A 22,254-nucleotide genomic window follows, 5' to 3' on the forward strand; every position below is an offset into this window, starting at 1 on the left:
CTGATCCGAGCCCTGTTCCGCACCGAAACCGCCGACAGGCCCCCTCGCGCCGGAAGCGTTGACCCATGCTTTACGCTCCGCTTACTTCTGGCATTCGTTCCTGGGGGGAACTTTCGTGTTCGTGCTGTTCATCCTGCTCATCATCGCCGCAGCGGTGCTGTTCTTCGTCGGCCGCGGCAGCGAGCGCCGCGGACTCAAGCTCGGCGCCCTGGGGGCGCTGCTCGCGGGCCTCTTCGCTGGGATCGCCGGCTGTGTGCACATCGTCAGCGCCTACGAGGTCGGCGTCCCGGTCACCTTCGGCAAGGTCGGCTCGCCCATGACGCCGGGGATGAACATCACCTCGCCGTTCACCAACGTCACGACGTTCTCGACCCGTCCCGTCGACCTCAACCTCTCCGACAAGGACGTGGTCGAGGTGCGCTCCTCGCAGGGCGGCGTGATGTACGTGGAGATCACCGTGAAGTGGGCGGTGACCCCAGCCAAGGCCATCGAGCTCTACAAGCTGGCGGGCAGCGAGGACGCCATCCAGCAGCGGCTCGTCTACCCCGACAGCCGGGAGATCGTCCGTAACGTCTTCGCCCGCCACACCAGCGAAGAGGGCTACACCTCCGCCCGCGAGAAGATCAACTCCGAGATCGGCGATCTGATCAAGGAGCGCCTCGCCCCGCGCGGCATCGACGTCACCACCGTCAATCTGCGCAATGTGAAGCCGTCCGACCGGCTCCAGGACCAGATCGACCGCAAGATCCAGCAGCAGCAGGCGACGGAGCGGGCGACCGAGGCGGCGCGGACGGCGAAGGCGGAGGCCGAGCGCCGCCGGATCGAGGCCGAGGGCATCGCCAGGGCCAACAAGATCCTCAACAACTCGCTCACCGACAAGGTGCTGACCAACCAGTGCATCGACGCCTTCAAGGAGGCGGCGGCCAAGCACCCGGTGTACGCGGTGCCCTGCGGCGGCGGCAGCGGTAACCCGCTGATCGTGGACGGCACGTCGAAGAACTGACGTACAGATGCGAGAAGGGCCGCCCGGATCCCTCCGGGCGGCCTTTCTCGTACGTCTGCCGAAGCTCGGCTATGTCCCGCAGATGCTCAGCGCGAACGCTTGGCGAGGCGCTCCACGTCCAGCAGGATCACGGCCCGCGCTTCCAGCCGCAGCCAGCCGCGCTGCGCGAAGTCGGCCAGTGCCTTGTTCACGGTCTCGCGGGAGGCGCCGACCAGCTGGGCCAGCTCTTCCTGAGTCAGGTCGTGGACGACGTGAATGCCCTCCTCCGACTGCACGCCGAAGCGCCGCGACAGGTCGAGGAGCGCGCGGGCCACGCGGCCCGGTACGTCGGAGAAGACCAGGTCGGACATCTGGTCGTTGGTCTTGCGCAGCCGGCGGGCGACGGCGCGCAGCAGCGCGGTGGCCACCTCCGGCCGGGCGTTCAGCCAGGGCTGCAGATCGCCGTGGCCCAGGCCGAGGAGCTTGACCTCGGTGAGCGCGGTGGCGGTCGCGGTGCGCGGGCCGGGGTCGAAGAGGGACAGCTCGCCGATGAGCTCGCCCGGGCCGAGGACTGCGAGCATGTTCTCGCGGCCGTCGGGGGACGTGCGGTGGAGCTTGACCTTGCCTTCGGTGACCACGTAGAGGCGGTCGCCGGGGTCGCCCTCGTGGAAGAGCGCGTCGCCGCGGGCGAGCGTCACTTCACTCATCGAGGCGCGGAGCTCCGCGGCCTGCTCGTCATCGAGCGCCGCGAAGAGCGGGGCGCGCCGCAGAACGTCGTCCACGTGTTCTCTCCTTGTCGACCTGCTCAGGGACCGTGGCCCCATGATGCCGGACCGCGCGCGCAGGGTGCGGGCGCAGGTCGGATCCCTGGCCGTAAAACCGTGCGATCAGTCACGCCAAGTCTGACGCACTGGAGCGCCTGTTCGTGCGGCAGGGGCCCGATTGGGTCCCGATTGGCTGTGACCGGGGCGGATGTCAGTGGTGGCCCGTAGGGTGGCCGGGTGTCCAATTCGCCGGTGAGAGCGCAGGCCAAGGGGGCTGGGAGCGTGTCCGGAAAGCAAAATTCCGCTGTGGGCGAACAGCCCTCACCTGGGCCAAAGAAATCGGGCAAAACGCCCAAACCGGAATCACGGCTGGCGATGGTCCGCCGCGCGCGCCGGATCAATCGGGAGCTCGCCGAGGTCTATCCGTACGCCCACCCGGAGCTGGACTTCACCAACCCCTTCGAGCTGCTCGTCGCCACGGTCCTGTCCGCCCAGACGACTGACCTGCGGGTGAACCAGACCACGCCCGCGCTCTTCGCGAAGTACCCGACCCCGGAGGATCTCGCCGCCGCGAATCCGGAGGAGGTCGAGGAGCTCATCCGCCCGACCGGGTTCTTCCGCGCCAAGACCAAGTCGATCATGGGCCTGGCGGCCGCCCTCCGCGACGACTTCGGCGGCAAGGTCCCCGGCCGCCTCGAGGACCTGGTGAAACTGCCGGGAGTGGGCCGCAAGACCGCGTTCGTGGTCCTCGGCAATGCGTTCGGAGTGCCCGGCATCACCGTCGACACCCACTTCCAGCGCCTGGTGCGCCGCTGGAAGCTGACCGAGCAGGAGGACCCGGTGAAGATCGAGGCGGAGATGGCCGCGATCTTCCCCAAGAGCGAGTGGACGATGCTCTCGCACCGGGTGATCTTCCACGGCCGCCGTATGTGCCACGCCCGCAAGCCCGCCTGCGGCGTCTGCCCCATCGCCCACCTCTGCCCGGCGTACGGAGAGGGCGAGACGGACCCCGAGAAGGCGAAGAAGCTGCTCAAGTACGAGAAGGGCGGTCAGCCCGGCCAGCGCCTGAACCCGCCCCCGGACTACCCGGGCAAGCCTGCCCCGCCCCTGGGGGCGACCGGGTGACGCCGCAGCCCGGACCGCACGCCGTACGAGCCACGGAACGATCCAAGCGCCCCAAGGCGTTGTGAACGAGGGGGTGCCACTGATGCGCGCTGGAGAAGAGACGTACGAACAGAGCTACGACCACGAGGTAGAGGTCACGACCGAGGGGCTGCCCGCGTGGCTCGACCCCGTCGTGCGCGCCGCGGACACCGTCCAGCCCGAGCAGCTCAGCCGCTTCCTGCCGCCCGAGAGCGGCCGTGGCCGGCAGTCCGCCGTCCTGATCCTTCTCGGCGAGGGCGCCACGGGCCCCGAGCTGCTGCTCATGGAGCGCGCCGGGAGCCTGCGCTCGCATCCTGGTCAGCCCTCGTTCCCGGGCGGTGCGCTCGACCCCGAGGACGGCGATCCGGCCACCACCGGGCCACTGCGCGCCGCGCTGCGAGAGGCCGAGGAGGAGACCGGCCTGGATCCGGCAGGCGTCCAGATCTTCGGCGTCCTGCCCAAGCTCTACATCCCGGTGAGCAGTTTCGTCGTCACGCCCGTACTGGGATGGTGGCGCACCCCGAGCCCGGTCGGAGCGGTCGATCCGGCCGAGACCGCGCGGGTCTTCACGGTGCCCGTGGCGGATCTCACGGACCCGGCCAACCGTGCGACGGCCGTGCACCCGAGCGGGCACAGCGGCCCGGCCTTTATGGTCGAGGGGGCGCTGGTCTGGGGTTTCACCGCGGGTGTGATCGACCGCATCATGCACTTCGCAGGATGGGAACGACCATGGGACCGCGCCAAGCAGGTCCCGCTCGACTGGCGCTCATGACAGGCTGACTTCCAGCCGCTCCAGCCGGACGGAGCACACGGCGACGAATATGCGAGGCAAATGACGGTGAACGTGCTGGACATTCTGTTGCTGGTCGCCGCCGTGTGGTTCGCGATCGTCGGCTACCGACAGGGCTTCGTCGTCGGCATCCTGTCGGTGATCGGTTTCCTCGGCGGCGGTCTCGTCGCCGTGTATCTGCTGCCCGTGATCTGGGGCCAGCTGACGAACGATTCCGACGTGTCCACCACGGCAGCGGTCGTGGCCGTCGTCATCGTGATCGTCTGTGCCTCGGTGGGCCAGGCGTTCACCACGCACCTGGGCAACAAACTGCGCCGGTACATCACATGGACGCCCGCGCGCGCCCTGGACGCGACCGGAGGCGCGCTGGTCAACGTCGTCGCGATGCTGCTGGTCGCCTGGCTGATCGGCTCCGCGCTCGCCGGGACCGCCCTGCCGACGCTCGGCAAGGAGGTCCGTAACTCCAAGGTGCTGCTCGGGGTCTCCCGCGTGATGCCCAGTCAGGCCAACACCTGGTTCGCGGACTTCTCATCCGTCCTCGCGCAGAACGGCTTCCCGCAGGTCTTCAGCCCCTTCTCGAACGAGCCGATCACCGAGGTCCAGGCCCCGGACCCGGCCCTCGCGGGCAGCCCGGTGGCCGCCCGCGCCCAGCGCTCCATCGTCAAGGTCGTCGGCACGGCGCAGAGCTGCGGCAAGGTGCTCGAAGGCACCGGCTTCGTCTTCTCCGACCGCCGGGTCATGACCAACGCGCATGTCGTCGGCGGCGTCGACGAGCCGACCGTCCAGATCGGCGGCGAGGGCAAGCTGTACGACGCGAAGGTCGTGCTCTACGACTGGCAGCGCGACATCGCCGTACTGGACGTGCCCGATCTCAAGGCGAAGCCGCTCCAGTTCGCCGACTCCGACGCCCGCAGCGGCAACAGCGCGATCGTCGCGGGCTACCCCGAGAACGGCTCGTACGACGTGCGCTCGGCCCGTGTCCGCGGCCGGATCAACGCCAACGGCCCCGACATCTACCACCGTGGCACGGTGCGCCGTGATGTCTACTCACTGTTCACGACGGTCCGTCAGGGCAACTCCGGCGGCCCGCTGCTCACGCCCGACGGCAGGGTGTACGGCGTTATCTTCGCCCGTTCGCTGGACGACCCGAACACCGGTTACGCGCTGTCGGCCGACGAGATCCGTGAGGACATCTCGTTCGGTCTGACGGCCAACCAGCAGGTCGACAGCCAGGGATGCGCGCTGTAACGGTCAGCCGTACGAGTGAGCCGAAGGCGCCGGGGCGTCAGCCGCGGGTATGCCGCAGCCGGGCCGAGACCCAGCGGGCGCGGCGCCTCAGAATGCGCGGAATGCCGATCCCCTGCCCGGGATGCTCATGGCCCTCACCTTGGGAGCCACCCCTCTCGTGGGTGGCCGGCCCATTGGCCGAGCGGCGGTTGCGTGCTGCGTCACCGTAGTCGTACGTCCAGCCCATACACCGACGTGTGCCCGTGCCCCATGGTCGGTAACCGCGCCAGGGGCGGCCAATTGGCCTATGCGCCGGGCATTTGGCTGTTCGTCGTACAAGAGTTCCCTGGGCGCCGGAACCCACTCGGGCCGGCGCTCCGGGCCAGCGGTCGGGCTCGGGGTCCTTCAGCCGGCTGATGAGCTCCTTGGAGAACCCGGCCGGGTCCTCCTCGTGCGGACTGTGCCTTCCCGGGGGACAACCCCCGGACCCCCGGCAGTGTCCGGGGACGGTCCCTCGAACCAGTGGCCCTCGTCCCCGCAAGGTCTAGCGGTCGGGCTCGGGGTCCTTCAGCCAGCTGATGAGCTCCTTGGAGAACCCGGCCGGGTCCTCCTCGTGCGGGAAGTGGCCGAGGCCGTCGAACAGCCGCCAGCGGTACGGCGCTTCCACATACTCGCCCGAGCCCGCCGCGCTGCGTGTCCGCATCGCCGGGTCCAGGGAGCCGTGCAGATGCAGCGTCGGCACCCGCACCGGGCGCTTCATTCGGCGGTTGAACTGGATCCCGTCCGGCCGCGCCATCGAGCGCACCATCCACCGGTACGGCTCGATCGAGCAGTGCGCCGTCGAGGGGATGCTCATCGCCCGCCGGTAGACGTCCACCGCGTCCTCGTCCGGCAGCTGCGGACCGGACCAGTCCTGGATCAGCTTGCCCACCAAGGCCGCGTCGTCCGCCACGAGCTGACGCTCCGGAATCCACGGCCGCTGGAAGCCCCAGATGTACGAGCCCGCACGGCTCTGCGAGAAGTCGGAGAGCATGGCCGAGCGCCAGCGCCGCGGGTGCGGCATCGAGGAGACCGCGAGCCTGCGCACCAGCTTGGGCCGCATCACGGCCGCGGTCCACGCCAGGTAGCCGCCCAGGTCGTGCCCGACCAGCGCCGCGTCCGGTTCGCCGAGCGAGCGCACCACGCCCGTGATGTCGAGCGCGAGGTTCGCGGGGTCGTAGCCCCGCGGCGTACGGTCGCTGCCGCCCACGCCCCGCAGATCCATTGCCACCGCCCGGAACCCGGCGTCGGCGAGCGCGGTCAGCTGATGCCGCCAGGTCCACCAGAACTGGGGAAAGCCGTGCAGCAGCAACACCAGCGGTCCGTCGCCCATCTCGGCGATGTGGAAGCGCGCACCATTGGCAGCCACGTCGCGATGGGTCCAGGGACCATCGATGCGCACGGGGCTTCCAGAACCGGTATCAGGGGCCGTCATGCAGACGAGCGTGCCACACCTGAGCACCCCACGTTCGCCATGCCCGTGCGCGACAGGGCGACGGGCCGCCCCCGGGACGGGCTCCGCCGGTGCTCACGGGCCCGGCGACCGCGTCCTCAGACAGAGACCTTGTCCTGCGCCGGCCGGGTGTGCGGCTTGACGCCCTGCAGTACGGCCGCCGTCTCCTTGGCCGACGCGATGGACTTCTCCGGCGGCTTGACCTTCTTGAACTTGGCGACGGCCAGCAGCGCCAGCAGGCCCGCGAGCAGCAGAAATGCCACGCCGACGATCAGGAACGACCACGCCAGGCCGAGGCCCAGATTGTGGATCCCGTACGCCGCCGCGAAGCTCAGCACCGGCAGCGAGAAGAGCGCGAACACTCCCGCGATGGTGATGGCCGCACCGCCGATCGCGCCGCGCCTGACGTCCTGCCGAAGCTCCGCCTTGGCCAGTGCGATCTCGTCGTGCACGAGCGCGGACATCTCGGCGGTCGCCGAGGCGACCAGCTGGCCGAGACTGCGCTCGGCGCCGACGACGTTCGCCGCGGTGTTGTCGGGGTCGCTCATCGCTGACTCCCTCTCCTCATCGACGGATCCGATGTCAGTTCCGATCTCAGTTCCGATGACAGATCATGCCGGACTGTCGCCGCTGTCGCGCGACGCCCCCGCCAGTTCGGCCTTACGGCGGTGCTCCGCTGCCTTCTCCTCGTAGATGGCTGCCATCCGAAGGTGGTACTCCGGGTTGTCCTGCTCGTAGATGTCGGGGATGCCGTCGCGGTCCTCGTCGCGCTCCTCGGCCTCGACCAGCGCGCTGTACTTCCGTACGCGCAGCTTGAGCAGAATCGCGGCGAAGACGGCGGCGATCAGGGAGCCCATGAGGACGGCGGCCTTGACCTCGTCGGTGAGCACCGGGTTGCCGGCGAAGGCGAGTTCGCCGATGAGGAGCGAGACGGTGAAGCCGATGCCCGCGAGCGCGGCGACGGCGAACACGTCCGGCCAGGCCAGATCTTCATTGAGCTCAGCCCGGGTGAAGCGGGCGGCGAGCCAGGTGCCGCCGAAGATGCCGATGGCTTTGCCGACCACCAGGCCGAGGACGACGCCGAGGGTCTCGGGCTTGGTGAAGACATCGGTGAGCGAGTCGCCGGTGACGATGACACCCGCTGAGAACAGCGCGAAGAGGGGTACGGCGAGTCCCGCCGACAGGGGCCGTACGAGGTGCTCGATGTGCTCGCCGGGGGAGTGCTCCTCGCCCTCGCGCCGGGTGCAGCGCAGCATCAGGCCCATCGCGACACCGGCGATGGTGGAGTGGATTCCGCTGTTGTACATCAGGCCCCAGATGACGAGGGCAAGCGGGATGTACACGTACCAGCCGCGTACGCCCTTGCGCAGGAGCAGCCAGAAGACGCCGAGGCCGATGACGGCACCGGCCAGCGCCGCGAAGTTCAGGTCGCTGGTGAAGAAGACGGCGATGATCAGGATCGCGAAGAGATCGTCGACGACGGCGAGGGTGAGCAGGAAGGCGCGCAGGGCGGACGGGAGGGATGTGCCGATGACCGCGAGGACGGCGAGTGCGAACGCGATGTCGGTGGCCGTCGGCACGGCCCAGCCGTCGGTGGACCCACCGCCGACGGTGACGACGAGGAGATAGACGAACGCGGGCATGGCCATCCCGCAGACCGCGGCGATCACCGGCAGCGCGGCGGCCTTGGGGTCCCGCAGCTCACCGGCCACGAGCTCGCGCTTGAGCTCGATCCCGGCGACGAAGAAGAAGACGGCGAGCAGTCCGTCGGCGGCCCAGTGCTGGATCGAGAGATCGAGGCCGAGGGCGGAGGGGCCCATGTGGAAGTCACGTACGGATTCGTAGCTGTCGCCGAGAGGGGTATTGGCCCAGATGAGGGCGGTCACGGCGGCAACGAGAAGAAGGACGCCACCCACGGTCTCGGCCCGCAGCGCGTTCGCGACGAAGTTCCGCTCGGGCAGGGAGAGACGTCCGAGGAACGTGCGGGGGGTGGGCGGCGCGGCCACGTCGGGAAACCTCCGGTCGGGTGGGCAGGACAGAGCACATGCCGACCAGACTTCCCGGCGCACCTAGGTTTTCTTGCTGCGTCATTGACGCGGTCCTTAGCTTACCTAAGAGCGCAAGGACGTATCCGGTGAGCCTCACTTTAGGTGCATAAGGGGTGAGCGTCGCGCTGTCGCGGGGGCTGCGCGTGCTGCCGCTGCGGGGTCGTTGGGGCCGGACCCGGCAGCAAAGCGGAGGGGGTCCGGCCGCGCCGCGACCGGACCCCCTCCCCCTGCACGCCCCGGCTCAGTCCTCGCTCGCCGCGCTCGGCAGCTTCGACTGGATCAGGTCCATCACCGACGAGTCCGTCAGCGTCGTGACATCGCCCAGCTGCCGGTTCTCCGCGACATCCCGCAGCAGCCGCCGCATGATCTTGCCCGAACGCGTCTTCGGCAGCTCCGCCACCGGCAGCACCCGCTTCGGTTTCGCGATCGGCCCCAGCGTCGCGCCTACGTGGTTGCGCAGGTCGTTCACCAGGTTCTCGTCCTCGCTCGCGGTACCCCGCAGGATCACGAACGCCACGATCGCCTGACCCGTCGTCTCGTCCGCCGCGCCCACGACCGCCGCCTCGGCGACCTTCGGGTGCGAGACGAGCGCCGATTCGACCTCGGTCGTCGAGATGTTGTGCCCGGACACGAGCATCACGTCGTCGACGCGCCCCAGCAGCCAGATGTCGCCGTCGTCGTCCTTCTTGGCGCCGTCACCGGCGAAGTACTTGCCCTCGAAGCGCGACCAGTACGTGTCGATGAAGCGCTGGTCGTCGCCCCAGATCGTGCGCAGCATCGACGGCCACGGCTCGGTGAGCACGAGATAGCCGCCGCCTCCGTTGGGAACCTCGTTGGCCTCGTCGTCGACGACGGTCGCCGAGATACCCGGCAGCGCCCGCTGCGCGGAGCCCGGCTTGGTCTCGGTCACACCCGGCAGCGGCGAGATCATCATCGCGCCGGTCTCCGTCTGCCACCAGGTGTCCACGATCGGCGCCTTGCCCCCGCCGATGTGCTCCCGGTACCAGATCCACGCCTCCGGGTTGATCGGCTCGCCGACCGACCCGAGCACCCGCAGCGAGGACAGGTCGAACTTGGCGGGGATGTCGTCGCCCCACTTCATGAACGTACGGATCGCCGTGGGCGCCGTGTAGAGGATCGTGACGCCGTACTTCTGCACGATCTCCCAGAACCGCCCCTGGTGCGGGGTATCCGGCGTGCCCTCGTACATGACCTGCGTCGCGCCGTTGGCGAGCGGCCCGTACGCGATGTACGAGTGGCCGGTCACCCAGCCGACGTCGGCCGTGCACCAGTACACGTCCGTCTCCGGCTTGAGGTCGAAGACGGCGTTGTGGGTGTAGGCCGCCTGGGTGAGGTAGCCGCCGGAGGTGTGCAGGATGCCCTTCGGCTTACCCGTCGTACCCGAGGTGTAGAGGATGAAGAGTGGGTGCTCGGCGTCGAAGGCCTCGGGGGTGTGCTCGGCGGACTGGCGCTCGACGAGGTCGTGCCACCACGCGTCGCGCCCCTCGGTCCAGGCGACCTCCTGACCGGTGCGGCGTACGACGAGGACGTGCTCCACGTTGTCCACGCGGTCGATCGCATCGTCCACGGCCGGCTTGAGCGCGGCCGGCTTGCCGCGCCGGTAGCCGCCGTCGGCCGTGATGACGACCTTGGCGTCGGCGTCCTGGATACGGGTCGCGAGCGCGTCTGCCGAGAAGCCGCCGAAGACCACGGAGTGCGCGGCGCCGATGCGGGCGCAGGCCAGCATCGCCACGACGGTCTCGGGGATCATCGGCATATAGACGGCGACCCGGTCGCCCTTCTCGACGCCGAGCTCGGTCAGGGCGTTCGCGGCGCGCGAGACCTCGTCCTTGAGCTCGGCGTAGGTGATCGCGCGGTGGTCGCCCGGCTCGCCCTCGAAGTGGATGGCGATCCGGTCGCCGTTGCCCGCTTCGACATGGCGGTCCACGCAGTTGTACGCGACGTTCAGCTTGCCGTCCGCGAACCACTTCGCGAAGGGCGGGTTGGTCCAGTCGAGGGTCTCGGTCGGCTCGGTGGCCCAGCTGAGCCGCCTTGCCTGCTCGGCCCAGAAGCCAAGCCTGTCCGCCTTGGCCTGCTCGTACGCCTCCGCCGTCACGTTGGCGTGCGCGGCCAGCTCCGCCGGCGGTGCGAACCGCCGCTCTTCCTTGAGCAGGTTGGCCAGGCTTTCGTTGCTCACGACATCTCCCTTTCCCAGGGCGTCCTATGTGCCTATGTGTCCCAGGCCATAGCTCATCAGCCAGACGGCCGGGTGACAAGGGCCTTCCGGAGATTGGTTTAGACCTGTTGAGCCGCAGGGGCCTGTGGGCGGCCCCTCCTCCCCGGGCGGTGGGAAGGAGGGGCCATACGTTCTCACGGACGTGGCGGACGCACGGTTCAGGCGCGCGACTTCTGAAGGGCGAAAGGAGCAGGGGCGACCCGGTCGAAGACCTCGTCGATCTCGTGCTCGTCGCTGCTCGCGAGGAGATACGCCTGGGCCTCGCCGACATGGAAGTACATGCCGTGCAGCTCCAGCGTCCCTTCGGCGAGCCGCCGGGCCACCGATTCATGGGCGCGCAGATGCTCCAACTGCTGGACCACATTCGTCAGACACAACTGCTCCACCGCATCGGTGGGCATACGGCCCGAGATCCTCGCCCAGGAGCGGTGCCTGCTCCTCATCCGGTCCAGACTCGGCTGCCCGTGCCGCAGCCAGCGCCGCAGCGGTGTCTGGACGCTTCCGGACGGCCCGTTCAGCAGCGCCTGCATCGCGCCACAGCCGGAGTGCCCGCAGATGGTGATGGAGTCGACCTCCAGCACATCGACGGCGTACTCGATCGCGGCGGCCACCGAGTCGTCGCTGCTCTCCGCGCCGGGAAGCGGAACCAGATTTCCTACGTTGCGTACGGTGAACAGATCGCCCGGGCCACTCGCGGTGATCATGCTGGTGACCAGGCGGGAGTCGGCGCAGGTGAGGAAGAGCTGCGAGGGCCGCTGCCCCTCGCGCGCCAGCCGTGCCAGCTCGTCGCGCACCAGTGGCGCCGTATTGCGCTGGAACGAGCTGAGCCCGCTGGCCAGTTGATGCGCCTTCGCGCGCCGGGGGCGGTCATCGCAATGATGGTTGCGCCAGGGCGTCCAGGGGCGACAGCAGCCGTGCGTCTCCGAGGCGGGCTCGCTGATCCGCCCCCCTGCCCGGCCGGTGAACTCCACCGTCCCGCCCTGCGCGACATGCGAGGCCTGCCAGCCGTGCAGCGCCTCGTATGCCGCGTGGTCCATGAAAGAACCGTCCAACTCAATGACACAGGCAGCTCCTTGGGGCAGCTGTCCCAGCGTCCGGCTCAGCCGCGGCACGGCCAAGAAGGTCAACTGGCCGCGCGCCCGCACCCGGTGGACCCCCTCCTGCTCGTCCGCGGTGATCCGGGTCCGGGTCAGCCGCCGCAGAGCGACCGCGACGGCCACCGCGATCCCGACGGCCACACCTTCCAGTACGCCCGCGAGCACGACCGACGCCAGCGTCACCGCGTACACGAGCATCTCGCGGTTCCGCCGCACGCTGCGCAGATGCGCGATGCTGACCATCTGCACGCCCACGACCATCACCAGCGCCGCCAGGGCGCCCAGCGGGATCAGATCGAGCAGCGGCACCAGGAACAGCGCCGCCAGCACGATCCACAGCCCGTGCAGCATCGTGGAGTGCCGGCTGACCCCGCCCGCCGACACATTGGCCGCGCTGCGCACCGAGACACCGGCGATGGGCAGCCCGCCCAGCGCGCCGGACACGACGTTCGCCGCGCCCTGCCCGGCCAGCTCGCGGTCGAGCTTGGAGCGGTGGACCAGCGGATGCTCCTTGCGGGCAGCCACCAGCCTGTCCACGGCGACCGCCGACAGCAGTGACTGCACGCTCGTGACCAGCGTGATGGTGAGGACCGCGGCGAGGATGCCGAGCACCGGTCCCTGGGGCAGCTCGGGCAGGGCATGGCTGCGCCAGGACGGCAGATCGACGCGCGGCAGACTCAGCCCGGCGAAGGTGGCGAGCATGGTCGCAGCCGCCACCGCGGCGAGAGCGGCCGGGATCTTCCGTACCATCCGGCCCGCGCGCCCGGGAATCCGCGTCCACAGCAGGAGTACGGCAAGGGTCAGGGCGCTGGCGATGGCCGCGGCCGGGTGGAGACCGGCCAACTGGGCAGGAAGCGCACGGACGTTGTCGATGGCGGAGCTCTGCGGCGTGCCGCCGAGCACGATATGGAGTTGTGCGAGGGCGATCGTGACGCCGATGCCGGCGATCATCCCGTGCACGATCGCCGGGCTGACGGCGAGAGCCGAGCGGGCCACCCGCAGGGCGGCCAGGCCGAGCTGGGCGATTCCGGCGAGAACAGTGATGGCGCAGGTGGTGCGCCAGCCGTACTGCTGGATCAGATCGGCGGTGACGACGGTCAGCCCGGCCGCGGGGCCGCTGACCTGAAGCGGCGACCCGCCGAGCCGGCCGGCGACGATCCCGCCGACGGCGCCGGCCACCAGTCCGGCCTGGAGGGGTGCGCCGGTGGCGAGTGCGATGCCGAGGGAGAGCGGCAGCGCGATCAGGAAGACGGAGATCGAGGCGGACAGATCGGCGCCCGCGATGCGGAAGCGGTGGCGGTCGCTTCCGTCGGACGCCGGGCGGGACTTTCGGGTTTTGCCGGGCTTTCGGCTTGTGCGGGAGGGGTTGTCGGTGCGAGTGGGGGCGCAGGCAGACATGGTTCCCGTCTCCTCCGGGGCAGCGCGGTCGCGGAATGTGGGGACGCGGCCGTGGGTCACGGCGTGCAGCGGCGGGATTCTCAACTCTCGGTAAATGGATCGTAATGCAGAGTAAAGAGTGAGGCATGATTTTCAGGGCAAATGGGGCAGTATTTCACCCGTTCTGGTGATTAGTAATTTCATCGCGGCTCGTCGCACCCTTCCTTCACCCACGGCGATGCGAGCTTGACGGCGCCATAGGCAATGCGTCGTACAGGCATATAGGCATAAGAAAGTGGGTGGGCGGATGAAGGCCGCCACGAGGAGGATTGCCGTAGGCGCAGTCGCCACGGCGCTGATCGCAGGAATCGCGGGCTGCTCCGCATCGAACGTGGCCGACGACTCGGCCGCCGCCAAGAAGGGCGCCCCCCGAGCGAAGAAGGGCGCCGCGGCCCCCAAGAGCGCGGTACGCCTCATCGGTGACGGTTCCACCGCGTTCACCGGAGTCCAGCCGGGCCTGCTCAAGCCGGAGCGCCTGAAGCCGGGTCAACAGCCGCCGCAGTTCGTGGTGTTCTCGTGGGACGGTGCCGGCGAGGACAGCCAGAAGCTCTTCTCGCACTTCCGCAGAATCGGCAAGAAGTACGACGCGACGATGACCTTCTTCCTCAGCGGCGTGTATCTGCTGCCCGAGGAGAAGGCGGACCTCTACGACCCGCCCCAGCACTCGCCCGGCCGCTCCGACATCGGCTTCAACGACACCCAGGGCATCCGTGACACCGTGCGCGAGCTGCGCGGCGCCTGGCAGGACGGCAACGAGGTGGGCACCCACTTCAACGGCCACTTCTGCGGCAAGGACGGCGGCGTCGGCCAGTGGTCCGTCGCCGAGTGGAAGAGCGAGATCAGCCAGGCCAAGTCCTTCGTCAAGAACTGGCGGACCAACTCGGGCCTCAAGAACGAGCAGCCGCTGCCCTTCGACTACGACAAGGAGCTCATCGGCGCCCGAACCCCCTGCCTCGAGGGCCGCACCAACTTCGTGCGCGCCGCCAGCCAACTGGGCTTCCGCTACGACACCAGCGGCATCAACGACCAGATCTGGCCCAAGAAGGACCTCGGCCTGTGGGACCTCTCACTGCAGATGGTCCCTGTCCCCGGCCGGTCCTTCGAGACCCTGTCCATGGACTACAACTTCATGGCCAACCAGTCCGGGACCACCAAGGGCGACCCCTCGAAGCACAAGTACTGGGGGAACCAGATGCGCGACGGTCTGGTGAAGGCCTTCGACCGTGCCTACAACGGCAACCGGGCGCCGCTGACCATCGGCAACCACTTCGAATCCTGGAACGGCGGCACGTACATGCGCGCCGTCGACGAGACGATCGCGAGGGTCTGTGTGAAGCGCGACGTGAAGTGCGTGTCCTTCCGGGAGTTGGCCGACTGGCTGGACGCACAGGACCCGCAGGTCCTGCAGAAGATGCGTACGCTCAAGGTCGGCCAGGCCCCGAAGGGCGGCTGGGCGGCCTTCCTCGCCGCCCAGCCGGCGGGCGCGCCGCGCTCAGCCGCGCTCAAGCAGGCTGAGCGGCACTGACGTCGGTCATCCGCTCTCCGAGTACGAAGGCGGGGTCGACCTGGGAAGCCAGGTCGGCCCCCGTCTTCGCGTTCCCCCAACTCTCCGCGTTCTTCAGATGAAAGTGCACCATCTGGCGCGTGTAGCGCTCCCAGTCGCGATGCTCGTACGAGTCCTCCGCGGCGTTCTGCAGCATCTGCAGCGACATGCGGTTCTCGACCTCCAACTGCTCGAAGCGCGGCGGCCGTCCCTTCTCCATCGCCTGGACCCAGTCGGAGTACCCGACGGTCACCAGCAGGTCGTCGCCCACCTCCTCGCGCAGGAAGTCCACATCCTCCGGGCCCTGCACCTTGTTGCCGACGACCTTCAGCGCGACGCCGAAGTCCCGTGCGTACTCCTTGTACTGGCGGTAGACCGAGACTCCCTTGCGCGTCGGCTCCGCCACCAGGAACGTCATGTCGAAGCGGGTGAACATCCCGGAGGCGAACGAGTCCGACCCCGCGGTCATGTCGACGACCACGTACTCCTCGGGGCCGTCGACCAGGTGATTGAGGCAGAGCTCGACCGCGCCGACCTTGGAGTGGTAGCAGGACACCCCGAGATCCGACTCGGTGAAGGGGCCCGTGGCCATGAGCCGGATGTCCCCGTCGTCGAGGTGCACGCTGACCGCGCAGGCGTCGTAGACCGGGTTGTCCTCGCTGACGCCCAGCAGCCGCGAGCCCTCCCCCGGGGGCGTGGTCTTGATCATTGTCTCGGCGGAGGCGATCCGGGGGTTCGAGCCCCGCAGATAGTCCTTGATCAGCGGCAGATGCGCGCCCATCGCGGGCAGCGCGGCGGCCTCCCCTTCATCGAGACCGAGCGCGGCCCCCAGATGCTGATTGATGTCGGCGTCCACCGCGACGACGGGGGCTTCATTGGCGGCAAGGTGGCGGATGAAGAGCGAGGACAGCGTGGTCTTGCCGCTGCCGCCCTTCCCCACGAAAGCGATCTTCATGTTCACCTAGGGTAGTGGATTGATCGCATGGTGTGGTCAAGCTGCGTGAAGAAGACCACTCCAAGGTGGGGTGTGTGCCATGGGCGCGTAGCCTCGCTACCTATGAGTACGAATGCCTCGTCGGTCGACCCCCTCGCCACACTCGGCTCCCTGCCGGGCGTCGCCGACTCCGTGGACTCCGTACGCAAAGCCGTCGACCGGGTTTACGGCCATCGAGTCATGCGCCGCCGCAGCAACGAGGTCACATCGGAGGCCGCGCTGCGCGGAGCCCGCGGTTCCGCCGCGCTGTCCGGTGCGGACTGGGCGCTCGAAGAGGTCCGCAGGCGCACCGACTTCGGCAGCGAACCCGAGGCGCGCACGGTCGGTGCGGCCCTTCGGCTCACCGCCGAGGCCGGTCAACTGCTGTCCATCTGGCGGCAGTCGCCGCTGCGTGTGCTGGCAAGGCTGCATCTGGTCGCGGCGAGCGGTGCCGGCGACGACGCCGCGGTGGGCAGGCCCCGCCTCGCGGGTGAGGAAGTCGACGAGCCGCTGATCGAGGCCCCGCTGCCGGACGCGAGCGAGGTGGCCGGCAGGCTGGACGGGCTGGCAGAACTGATCATCGCGGGCAGCTCGGCCCCGGCTCTGGTGACCGCTTCCGTGGTCCACGGGGAGCTGCTGGCACTGCGCCCGTTCGGTTCGTACAACGGTCTCGTCGCGCGGGCGGCCGAGCGCATCGTGCTGATCGGCAGCGGACTTGACCCGAAGTCGATCTGCCCCGCCGAGGTCGGTCACGCCGAGCAGGGCCGGGCGGCGTACGTCGCGGCCTTCGAGGGGTATCTGTCGGGCACGCCGGACGGGATGGCCGCCTGGATCGCGCACTGCGGGCGCGCGGTGGAACTCGGGGTCAGGGAGTCGACCGCGGTGTGTGAGGCATTGCAGCGCGGCGCTGCCTGAACTGCGCCTGCATAAGCCTGCAAAAGGGCCCGAACAGGGTTGCGGCGGTACCGGAATTGGTACCGCCGCTGGCATGTCCGCCGAGTTACCAAGCGTCCTCGATATGTTGCCCATCAGGTCGGGAACTTCTGCCCGTCACCTGGTGCGGCTGGCCCGTAATCGACGGGTCGACGTCGCGTGGGTGCTCAGTTTTCATGCTTCGGTCCGTGGGGCCTTCATGCGTTAAAGGTGATCCTTTCGGATGTCCTTGGTCTCGCGGGCCGTTGATTCATTTGTACTCCTGCGCGAGGGGAAGCGGAACCCCTGGCTGCACATCTTTACTTTTAGGTTCAAATAGGGACGTATATTTACACAGCGGTAGCGGCGGCAATCTGAGCGGCCGCTGTGCGGCGCCGAGTGGCGTACCAGACGAGTCCGGCGGTCGCGGCCGCCGCGCCGACCGCGGCCGCCGCGACCAGGGCCGGACGCGGCGGAATCGAGAACGCGGGCAGCCGCTGCTTGAGGCGGACTGGCCGGTTGAATACGAGAATTGGCCAGTCGCGCGCGGTCGCCTCCCGGCGCAGCGCACGGTCCGGATTCACGGCGTACGGGTGGCCGACGGAAGCGAGCATGGGGACGTCGGTGGCTGAGTCGCTGTAGGCGTAACAGCGCGACAGGTCGTACCCCTCGGAGGCGGCGAGCTCCTTGATGGCCTCTGCCTTGGTCGGGCCGTATGCGTAGTACTCCACCTCACCGGTGAAGCAGCCGTCGTCGCCGACGACCATGCGGGTGGCCACCACCCGGTCGGCGCCGAGCAGCTCGCCGATCGGTTCGACCACCTCCGCGCCGGAGGTGGAGACGATGACGACATCGCGGCCCGCGGTGTGGTGCTCCTCGATGAGGGACGCGGCCTCGTCGTAGATGATCGGGTCGATCAGGTCATGGAGGGTCTCGGCGACGATCTCCTTGACCTGCTGGACGTTCCAGCCCCTGCAGAGCGCGGAGAGGTACTCGCGCATCCGCTCCATCTGGTCGTGGTCGGCGCCGCCCGCGAGAAAGACGAACTGGGCATAGGCGGTACGCAGTACGGCGCGGCGGTTGATCAGCCCGCCTTGGTAGAAGGACTTGCTGAAGGTCAGCGTCGAAGACTTCGCAATGACCGTCTTGTCCAGGTCAAAGAAGGCGGCTGTGCGCGGCAAGGAGTGGTTTTCCACGAGCCTGAGCATAGGTGCCCGCCATTCGGCGTACGCTGGGGCGCGTGGGTTTGCCTGAGAAGGCTCTCGGGTACACCATGGAAGTCACGGATCGTTCGCGACCGTGCTAACCCGGTCCGGCTCCTCCCCCCCCGAGTCGGCCGGAGAGACGACCCCCGCTCTCCCCCCCGGCGGGGGTCGTCGCATGTCCGGACGCCTTTTCGTCCCTCTGCTGCGATCCATCTTGATCGTTCTCCCCTCGTGCGAGCTGTGCCGGCTGCGGCCTTCCATCACCCTGCACCGTCACTGTCCGTAGCGAAAGTGCTGCTCCCGGGAGTCACCGGTATGAGCTAGCGGGATATTCACAAGTGGCTAGTTGTCCACAGTTTTTCAGCAAGATCCACACGATTTTCCGGTGCGCTGCACCGTGATTCCAGCCGCGTAGTTCGCGGACCGCAGGAATCCAGATCTCGGCACGAAGCGAGATCGAAGTAAGTAGGGGGTGGAGAACGTGGCTGGATCCATCACATCGACACGGCCGCCGGTCGCCGAAGGGCGGCGGGACGGGCCGCTGATCGTCACCGAAGACATGGAACTGCTCGACGATCTGCTGCGGCTGTGCGCCGCGGCCGGAGCCGAGCCCGACGTCCATCACTCGGTGCCCGAGCGCAGGGGAAGCTGGGAGGGGGCGCCGCTGGTCCTCGTCGGCGACGACGCGGCCGCGCGTTGCCGGGGCGCCACGCGCAGACGGGGTGTGCTGCTCGTGGGCCGCGACCAGGATGACCCGGACGTCTGGCGGCGGGCGGTGGAGATCGGGGCCGACTGTGTGCTGCGGCTGCCCGACGCGGAGAGCTGGCTCGTCGACCGGATCGCCGATGTGGTCGAGGGGGTGGGACGACAGGCGCTCACTGTGGGGGTGATCGGCGGCCGGGGCGGGGCCGGGGCGTCCACGCTGGCCTGCGCGCTGGCGGTGACCGCGGCCCGGGCCGGGCGGCGCACCATGCTTGTCGACGGCGACCCGCTGGGCGGAGGGCTCGACGTGCTGCTCGGCGGAGAGCAGGCGGAAGGCAGACGATGGCCGGATTTCGCGGCTTCCAAGGGTCGGGTCGCCGGCGGGGCGCTGGAGGAGTCGCTGCCCGAGCTGCACGCCCTGCGGGTGCTCAGCTGGGACCGGGGCGATTCGGTGGTCATTCCGCCGGAGGCGATGCGGTCGGTGCTGGCCGCGGCACGCAGGCGCGGCGGTGTGGTGGTCGTGGATCTGCCGCGCCGGGTGGACGAGGGCGTGGCCGAGGCCCTGGCCCAGCTGGATCTCGGACTGCTGGTGGTGCCGGGCGAGCTGCGGGCTGTCGCCGCGGCGAACCGCGTGGCGTCGACGGTGGGCATGGTGCTCCAGGACCTGCGTGTGGTGGTGCGCGGGCCGTTCGCGGCGGGGCTGGACGAGCAGTGGGTCGCGGACGCACTGGGACTGCCGCTGGCGGGTGAACTGCCGATGGAGGCAGGCCTGTTGGCCGCACAGGACGGCGGCGCTCCACCGGGCGGCGTGCGAGGGCCGCTGGCCCGGTTCTGCGCGGCCTTCTGGGATCGCGCACTGACGGGGGGCGTGGTCTCGTGAGCACCGGACTGCTGGACGCCGTGCGACAGAGGCTCGCCGAGAGCGGCGCCGAGCCCACACCGGCACGGGTCGCGGCCGCGCTGCGGGCACAAGGGCGCCTGCTGGGGGACGCCGAAGTGCTCGGCGGCACCGAGGAGTTGCGGTGCGAACTGGTCGGGACGGGGCCGCTGGAGCCCCTGTTGGCCGACCCGTCCGTGACGGATGTGCTGGTGTCCGCGCCCGACCGGGTGTGGGTGGACCGGGGCCGGGGACTTGAGCTCACCGATGTGACCTTCGCCGACACGGCCTCGGTGCGCAGGCTGGCACAGCGGCTCGCGGCGGTGGCGGAGAGGCGGCTGGACGACGCCCGGCCCTGGGTGGACGCCCGGCTGCCGGACGGGACCCGGATGCATGCCGTGATCCCGCCGGTGGCGGTCGGCTCGACATGTCTGTCGCTGCGGGTCGTGCGGCCCCGGGCGTTCTCGGTGGGGGAACTCGTCGCGGCGGGGACAGTGCCGCCGGGCGGGGACCGGGTGTTGCGGGCGCTGATCGACGCCCGGCTGTCGTTCCTGATCAGCGGCGGTACGGGATCGGGCAAGACGACCTTGCTGTCGAGTCTGCTCGGGCTCGTGGGGCAGCGCGAGCGGATCGTACTGGCCGAGGACTCGGCGGAGCTCAGACCCGAACACCCGCATGTGGTGCGGCTCGAGTCGCGTACGGCGAACCAGGAGGGCGCGGGCCGGGTGACGCTGCGGGACCTGGTGCGCCAGGCGCTGCGGATGCGGCCCGATCGGCTGGTCGTCGGGGAGGTGCGCGGTGCGGAGGTCACCGAACTGCTGGCCGCGCTCAACACCGGGCACGAGGGCGGCTGCGGGACGGTCCACGCCAATGCCGCGGCGGACGTGCCGGCTCGGCTTGAGGCGCTCGGGACGGCGGCGGGGCTCGACCGGGCGGCGCTGCACAGCCAGTTGGCGGCCGCTCTCGCGGTGGTGATCCATCTCGTACGGGACCGGGACGGGCAGCGCCGGATCGCCGAGGTGCATGTCCTGGAGCGGGACGCTGCGGGGCTGGTGGTGACCGAGCCCGCACTGCGCTGGGGCGCGGAGGCCTTCGCGTACGGGCGGGGCTGGGAGCGGCTGCGGTCGCTGATCGGAGGTGCGCTGTGATGGGCGGCCAGCAGGTGTACGCGGCCGCGGTGTGCGCGGGGGCGGCGGCGTGGCTGACGGTCGGGCGGGACCGGGAGCTCAGGCGGGCGCGGTTGCTGCTGGCGGGCGGCGGTGCGGTGAAGGTCTCTCCGTGGTGGGCGTGGGATCGGGTGCTGCCGGAGGTCAGGCTGCGGCGGGAGTGGCTGTGTCTGCCGGTGGCCTTGGTCATTGCCGTGCTGGGTGAGTCGGTGCTGCCGCTGATCGCGGGGGCGGTGGCGGTGCCGCTGGTGAGGCGGCAGTTGCGGGCCCGCGAGCTGAGGCGGGAGCGGGAGAGGCGCGCCGAGGGGGTGATCACCTTGTGCGGCGCGGTCGCCGGCGAGCTGCGGGCGGGGCTCCAGCCGGGGCAGGCGCTGCTGTTCGCCGCGAGATCCACGGGGGTGCTGGGCGGTGCGGAGGCCGCCGTGCTCGCCGCCGCGCGGTTCGGGGGTGATGTTCCCCAGGCGCTGCGGGAGGCGGCGCGGGAACCAGGTGCCGACGGGCTTGCGGGAGTCGCTGCCTGCTGGCGGGTGGCCGTGGACAGCGGCGCGGGTCTGGCCGCCGGGCTTGACCGGCTGGAGGCGGCATTGCGGGCGGAGCGGGACCAACAAGCCGATCTGAAGGCCCAGTTGGCTGGTGCGCGGTCGACCATCGGGCTCCTTGCGCTGCTTCCGCTCGCGGGTCTCGGGATGGGCTGGGCCCTGGGCGCCGAGCCACTGCGGGTCCTACTGCACACCCCGGCGGGCCTGATGTGCCTGGTCGTGGGCGGCGTCCTTGAGGCCGCGGGGCTCTGCTGGGCCGGGCGGATCGTCCGCCAGGGAGGCGAGCCATGACGGGCGACGCCGTCCACAGGCTGGGGGCAGCCGTGTGCGTGACCGCCGCGGTGGCCTTCCTGGCCTTCACGATCGCGGCAGGACGGCGCGAGCGTGCGGTGCGCAGGCGGATCGAGGCGCTGCTGACGGTGGAGCGCTCGGAGCGCGAGCGGCAGCGATGGCGGCCGGCATGCGGGGCGTTGGCGAGGCGTTGGGCGGCGCCACTGGGGGCGCTGATCACCGGCTACGACCTCGTCGGCGGGGTGACTGGTTGCGCCGTGGGGCTCGGCGGGGCGTACGGCGTATGGCGGTGGCAGCGGAGCCGCAAGCCTGCCGCGGTGGCCGAGGGCCGGGAGGCGAGCCGTCAACTGCCGCTTGCTGCCGACCTTCTGGCGGCCTGCATCTCGGCCGGGGCGGGTCCACGCGAGGCGGCGGAGGCGGTCGGGGAGTCGCTGGGCGGGCCGGTCGGCGAGCGGCTGGCTCGTGCGGCGGCCGAGTTGCGGCTCGGGGGTGAGCCGGCGCGGGCCTGGGGGTGGTTCGGGCGGATACCGGGCGCGGAGGCGCTGGGCCGCTGCCTGGAGCGGGCGGATTCCACCGGGGCTCCGGCCGCGGAGCCGGTGTCCCGGCTGGCCGAGCGCTTCCGTGCGGACCGGGCGCGGGAGGTCGCGGCACTGGGGCGCAAGGCGCAGGTCCTGATCACAGCGCCGGTGGGGCTGTGCTTCTTGCCCGCCTTCCTCGCGGTGGGCGTGGCTCCGGTCGTGATCGGCCTGGCGGACGGACTGCTGAACGGCAACTGAGCACGCGGGTGCGTGCAACTGCGTGCACGCAACTGAACGAGATCTCTTGGGGGT

19 protein-coding genes are annotated in these 22,254 nt (G+C 69.9%); 10 read left to right on the plus strand and 9 right to left on the minus strand.

The genetic code is table 11. The features are described 5' to 3' along the window. Nucleotides 1–115: 115 nt before the first annotated feature. Complete coding sequence (locus ABZS64_RS15785; RefSeq protein WP_355828892.1) at nt 116–1,003, plus strand: prohibitin family protein; 888 nt, start codon at nt 116–118, stop codon at nt 1,001–1,003. Between the two features lie 86 nt (nt 1,004–1,089). Here the strand turns inward: ABZS64_RS15785 and ABZS64_RS15790 are convergent, their stop codons facing one another. Then, the gene (locus ABZS64_RS15790; protein WP_017947815.1) at nt 1,090–1,764 is read right to left on the minus strand and encodes a Crp/Fnr family transcriptional regulator; all 675 of its coding nucleotides are present in this window, start codon (nt 1,762–1,764) and stop codon (nt 1,090–1,092) included. A 264-nt stretch (nt 1,765–2,028) separates the two neighbouring features. Here ABZS64_RS15790 and nth point away from each other — a divergent pair, with 264 nt between their 5' ends. From nth to ABZS64_RS15805, 3 genes are all read left to right on the plus strand, one after another. Beyond that, a complete protein-coding gene (gene nth / locus ABZS64_RS15795) occupies nt 2,029–2,871 on the plus strand; it encodes an endonuclease III (RefSeq protein ID WP_355828895.1) in 843 nt (280 codons plus the stop codon). A gap of 82 nt (nt 2,872–2,953) precedes the next feature. Then, complete coding sequence (locus ABZS64_RS15800) at nt 2,954–3,661, plus strand: CoA pyrophosphatase (RefSeq protein WP_355828897.1); 708 nt, start codon at nt 2,954–2,956, stop codon at nt 3,659–3,661. A 66-nt stretch (nt 3,662–3,727) separates the two neighbouring features. Beyond that, nucleotides 3,728–4,927 (plus strand): MarP family serine protease, encoded by a 1,200-nt coding sequence (locus ABZS64_RS15805; protein WP_355829250.1) that lies wholly within the window; start codon nt 3,728–3,730, stop codon nt 4,925–4,927. Nucleotides 4,928–4,964: 37 nt separating this feature from the next. Here the strand turns inward: ABZS64_RS15805 and ABZS64_RS15810 are convergent, their stop codons facing one another. The 6 genes from ABZS64_RS15810 to ABZS64_RS15835 all read right to left on the minus strand — a co-directional run bounded on the left by ABZS64_RS15810 (nt 4,965) and on the right by ABZS64_RS15835 (nt 13,177). Next, nucleotides 4,965–5,153 (minus strand): hypothetical protein, encoded by a 189-nt coding sequence (locus ABZS64_RS15810; RefSeq protein ID WP_355828900.1) that lies wholly within the window; start codon nt 5,151–5,153, stop codon nt 4,965–4,967. Between the two features lie 297 nt (nt 5,154–5,450). Then, nucleotides 5,451–6,380, minus strand: coding sequence for an alpha/beta hydrolase (locus tag ABZS64_RS15815; protein WP_355828903.1), 930 nt, complete (start codon nt 6,378–6,380; stop codon nt 5,451–5,453). A 116-nt stretch (nt 6,381–6,496) separates the two neighbouring features. After that, complete coding sequence (locus tag ABZS64_RS15820) at nt 6,497–6,946, minus strand: phage holin family protein (RefSeq protein ID WP_355828905.1); 450 nt, start codon at nt 6,944–6,946, stop codon at nt 6,497–6,499. A 63-nt stretch (nt 6,947–7,009) separates the two neighbouring features. Continuing rightward, on the minus strand, nt 7,010–8,404 hold the full coding sequence (gene nhaA / locus ABZS64_RS15825) for a Na+/H+ antiporter NhaA (protein WP_355828908.1): 1,395 nt from the start codon (nt 8,402–8,404) through the stop codon (nt 7,010–7,012). Nucleotides 8,405–8,687: 283 nt separating this feature from the next. Beyond that, nucleotides 8,688–10,643 carry an acetate--CoA ligase gene (acs, locus tag ABZS64_RS15830; RefSeq protein ID WP_355828911.1) on the minus strand — a complete coding sequence of 652 codons (1,956 nt, stop codon included), beginning with the start codon at nt 10,641–10,643 and terminating at the stop codon, nt 8,688–8,690. Nucleotides 10,644–10,840: 197 nt separating this feature from the next. Next, nucleotides 10,841–13,177 carry a SulP family inorganic anion transporter gene (locus tag ABZS64_RS15835; RefSeq protein ID WP_355828913.1) on the minus strand — a complete coding sequence of 779 codons (2,337 nt, stop codon included), beginning with the start codon at nt 13,175–13,177 and terminating at the stop codon, nt 10,841–10,843. A 286-nt stretch (nt 13,178–13,463) separates the two neighbouring features. On the opposite strand from ABZS64_RS15835, the gene ABZS64_RS15840 reads away from it, so the two are divergent. Further along, complete coding sequence (locus ABZS64_RS15840; protein WP_355828916.1) at nt 13,464–14,741, plus strand: hypothetical protein; 1,278 nt, start codon at nt 13,464–13,466, stop codon at nt 14,739–14,741. Here ABZS64_RS15840 and ABZS64_RS15845 read toward each other — a convergent pair. After that, a complete protein-coding gene (locus ABZS64_RS15845) occupies nt 14,719–15,714 on the minus strand; it encodes an ATP-binding protein (protein ID WP_355828919.1) in 996 nt (331 codons plus the stop codon). The genes ABZS64_RS15840 and ABZS64_RS15845 overlap by 23 nt on opposite strands. 102 nt (nt 15,715–15,816) lie before the next feature. Here ABZS64_RS15845 and ABZS64_RS15850 point away from each other — a divergent pair, with 102 nt between their 5' ends. Next, nucleotides 15,817–16,647, plus strand: a complete 831-nt coding sequence (locus tag ABZS64_RS15850; protein WP_355828921.1) for an oxidoreductase — start codon at nt 15,817–15,819, stop codon at nt 16,645–16,647. Nucleotides 16,648–16,994: 347 nt separating this feature from the next. On the opposite strand, the gene ABZS64_RS15855 is transcribed toward ABZS64_RS15850, so the two are convergent. Continuing rightward, nucleotides 16,995–17,852 carry an HAD-IB family hydrolase gene (locus ABZS64_RS15855; RefSeq protein WP_355828924.1) on the minus strand — a complete coding sequence of 286 codons (858 nt, stop codon included), beginning with the start codon at nt 17,850–17,852 and terminating at the stop codon, nt 16,995–16,997. 478 nt (nt 17,853–18,330) lie between these two features. Between ABZS64_RS15855 and ssd the strand changes: the two genes are divergently transcribed. The 4 genes from ssd to ABZS64_RS15875 are packed head-to-tail and all read left to right on the plus strand — an operon-like array spanning nt 18,331 to nt 22,200. Beyond that, complete coding sequence (ssd, locus tag ABZS64_RS15860) at nt 18,331–19,431, plus strand: septum site-determining protein Ssd (RefSeq protein ID WP_355828927.1); 1,101 nt, start codon at nt 18,331–18,333, stop codon at nt 19,429–19,431. After that, entirely contained in the window at nt 19,428–20,576 is a 1,149-nt protein-coding gene (locus tag ABZS64_RS15865; protein WP_355828929.1) for a TadA family conjugal transfer-associated ATPase, read from the plus strand. The genes ssd and ABZS64_RS15865 overlap by 4 nt, the downstream gene beginning before the upstream one ends. Then, the gene (locus ABZS64_RS15870; protein ID WP_355828932.1) at nt 20,576–21,424 is read left to right on the plus strand and encodes a type II secretion system F family protein; all 849 of its coding nucleotides are present in this window, start codon (nt 20,576–20,578) and stop codon (nt 21,422–21,424) included. The genes ABZS64_RS15865 and ABZS64_RS15870 overlap by 1 nt, the downstream gene beginning before the upstream one ends. After that, nucleotides 21,421–22,200 carry a type II secretion system F family protein gene (locus ABZS64_RS15875; RefSeq protein ID WP_355828935.1) on the plus strand — a complete coding sequence of 260 codons (780 nt, stop codon included), beginning with the start codon at nt 21,421–21,423 and terminating at the stop codon, nt 22,198–22,200. Before ABZS64_RS15870 ends, ABZS64_RS15875 begins: the two co-directional genes overlap by 4 nt. Nucleotides 22,201–22,254: the final 54 nt, after the last annotated feature.

The organism is Streptomyces sp. NPDC005408 (genome assembly GCF_040606445.1).
Classification (GTDB): Bacteria; Actinomycetota; Actinomycetes; order Streptomycetales; family Streptomycetaceae; genus Streptomyces.

Coding starts and splice junctions, on each gene's coding strand:
- ABZS64_RS15800 (WP_355828897.1), top strand. CDS start 2,954: ATGCGCGCTGGAGAAGAGACGTACGAACAGAGCTACGACCACGAGGTA.
- ABZS64_RS15810 (WP_355828900.1), bottom strand. CDS start 5,153: ATGGGCTGGACGTACGACTACGGTGACGCAGCACGCAACCGCCGCTCG.
- ABZS64_RS15815 (WP_355828903.1), bottom strand. CDS start 6,380: ATGACGGCCCCTGATACCGGTTCTGGAAGCCCCGTGCGCATCGATGGT.
- ABZS64_RS15820 (WP_355828905.1), bottom strand. CDS start 6,946: ATGAGCGACCCCGACAACACCGCGGCGAACGTCGTCGGCGCCGAGCGC.
- ABZS64_RS15835 (WP_355828913.1), bottom strand. CDS start 13,177: ATGTCTGCCTGCGCCCCCACTCGCACCGACAACCCCTCCCGCACAAGC.
- ABZS64_RS15840 (WP_355828916.1), top strand. CDS start 13,464: ATGAAGGCCGCCACGAGGAGGATTGCCGTAGGCGCAGTCGCCACGGCG.
- ABZS64_RS15845 (WP_355828919.1), bottom strand. CDS start 15,714: ATGAAGATCGCTTTCGTGGGGAAGGGCGGCAGCGGCAAGACCACGCTG.
- ABZS64_RS15850 (WP_355828921.1), top strand. CDS start 15,817: ATGAGTACGAATGCCTCGTCGGTCGACCCCCTCGCCACACTCGGCTCC.
- ABZS64_RS15855 (WP_355828924.1), bottom strand. CDS start 17,852: ATGCTCAGGCTCGTGGAAAACCACTCCTTGCCGCGCACAGCCGCCTTC.
- ABZS64_RS15870 (WP_355828932.1), top strand. CDS start 20,576: ATGGGCGGCCAGCAGGTGTACGCGGCCGCGGTGTGCGCGGGGGCGGCG.
- ABZS64_RS15875 (WP_355828935.1), top strand. CDS start 21,421: ATGACGGGCGACGCCGTCCACAGGCTGGGGGCAGCCGTGTGCGTGACC.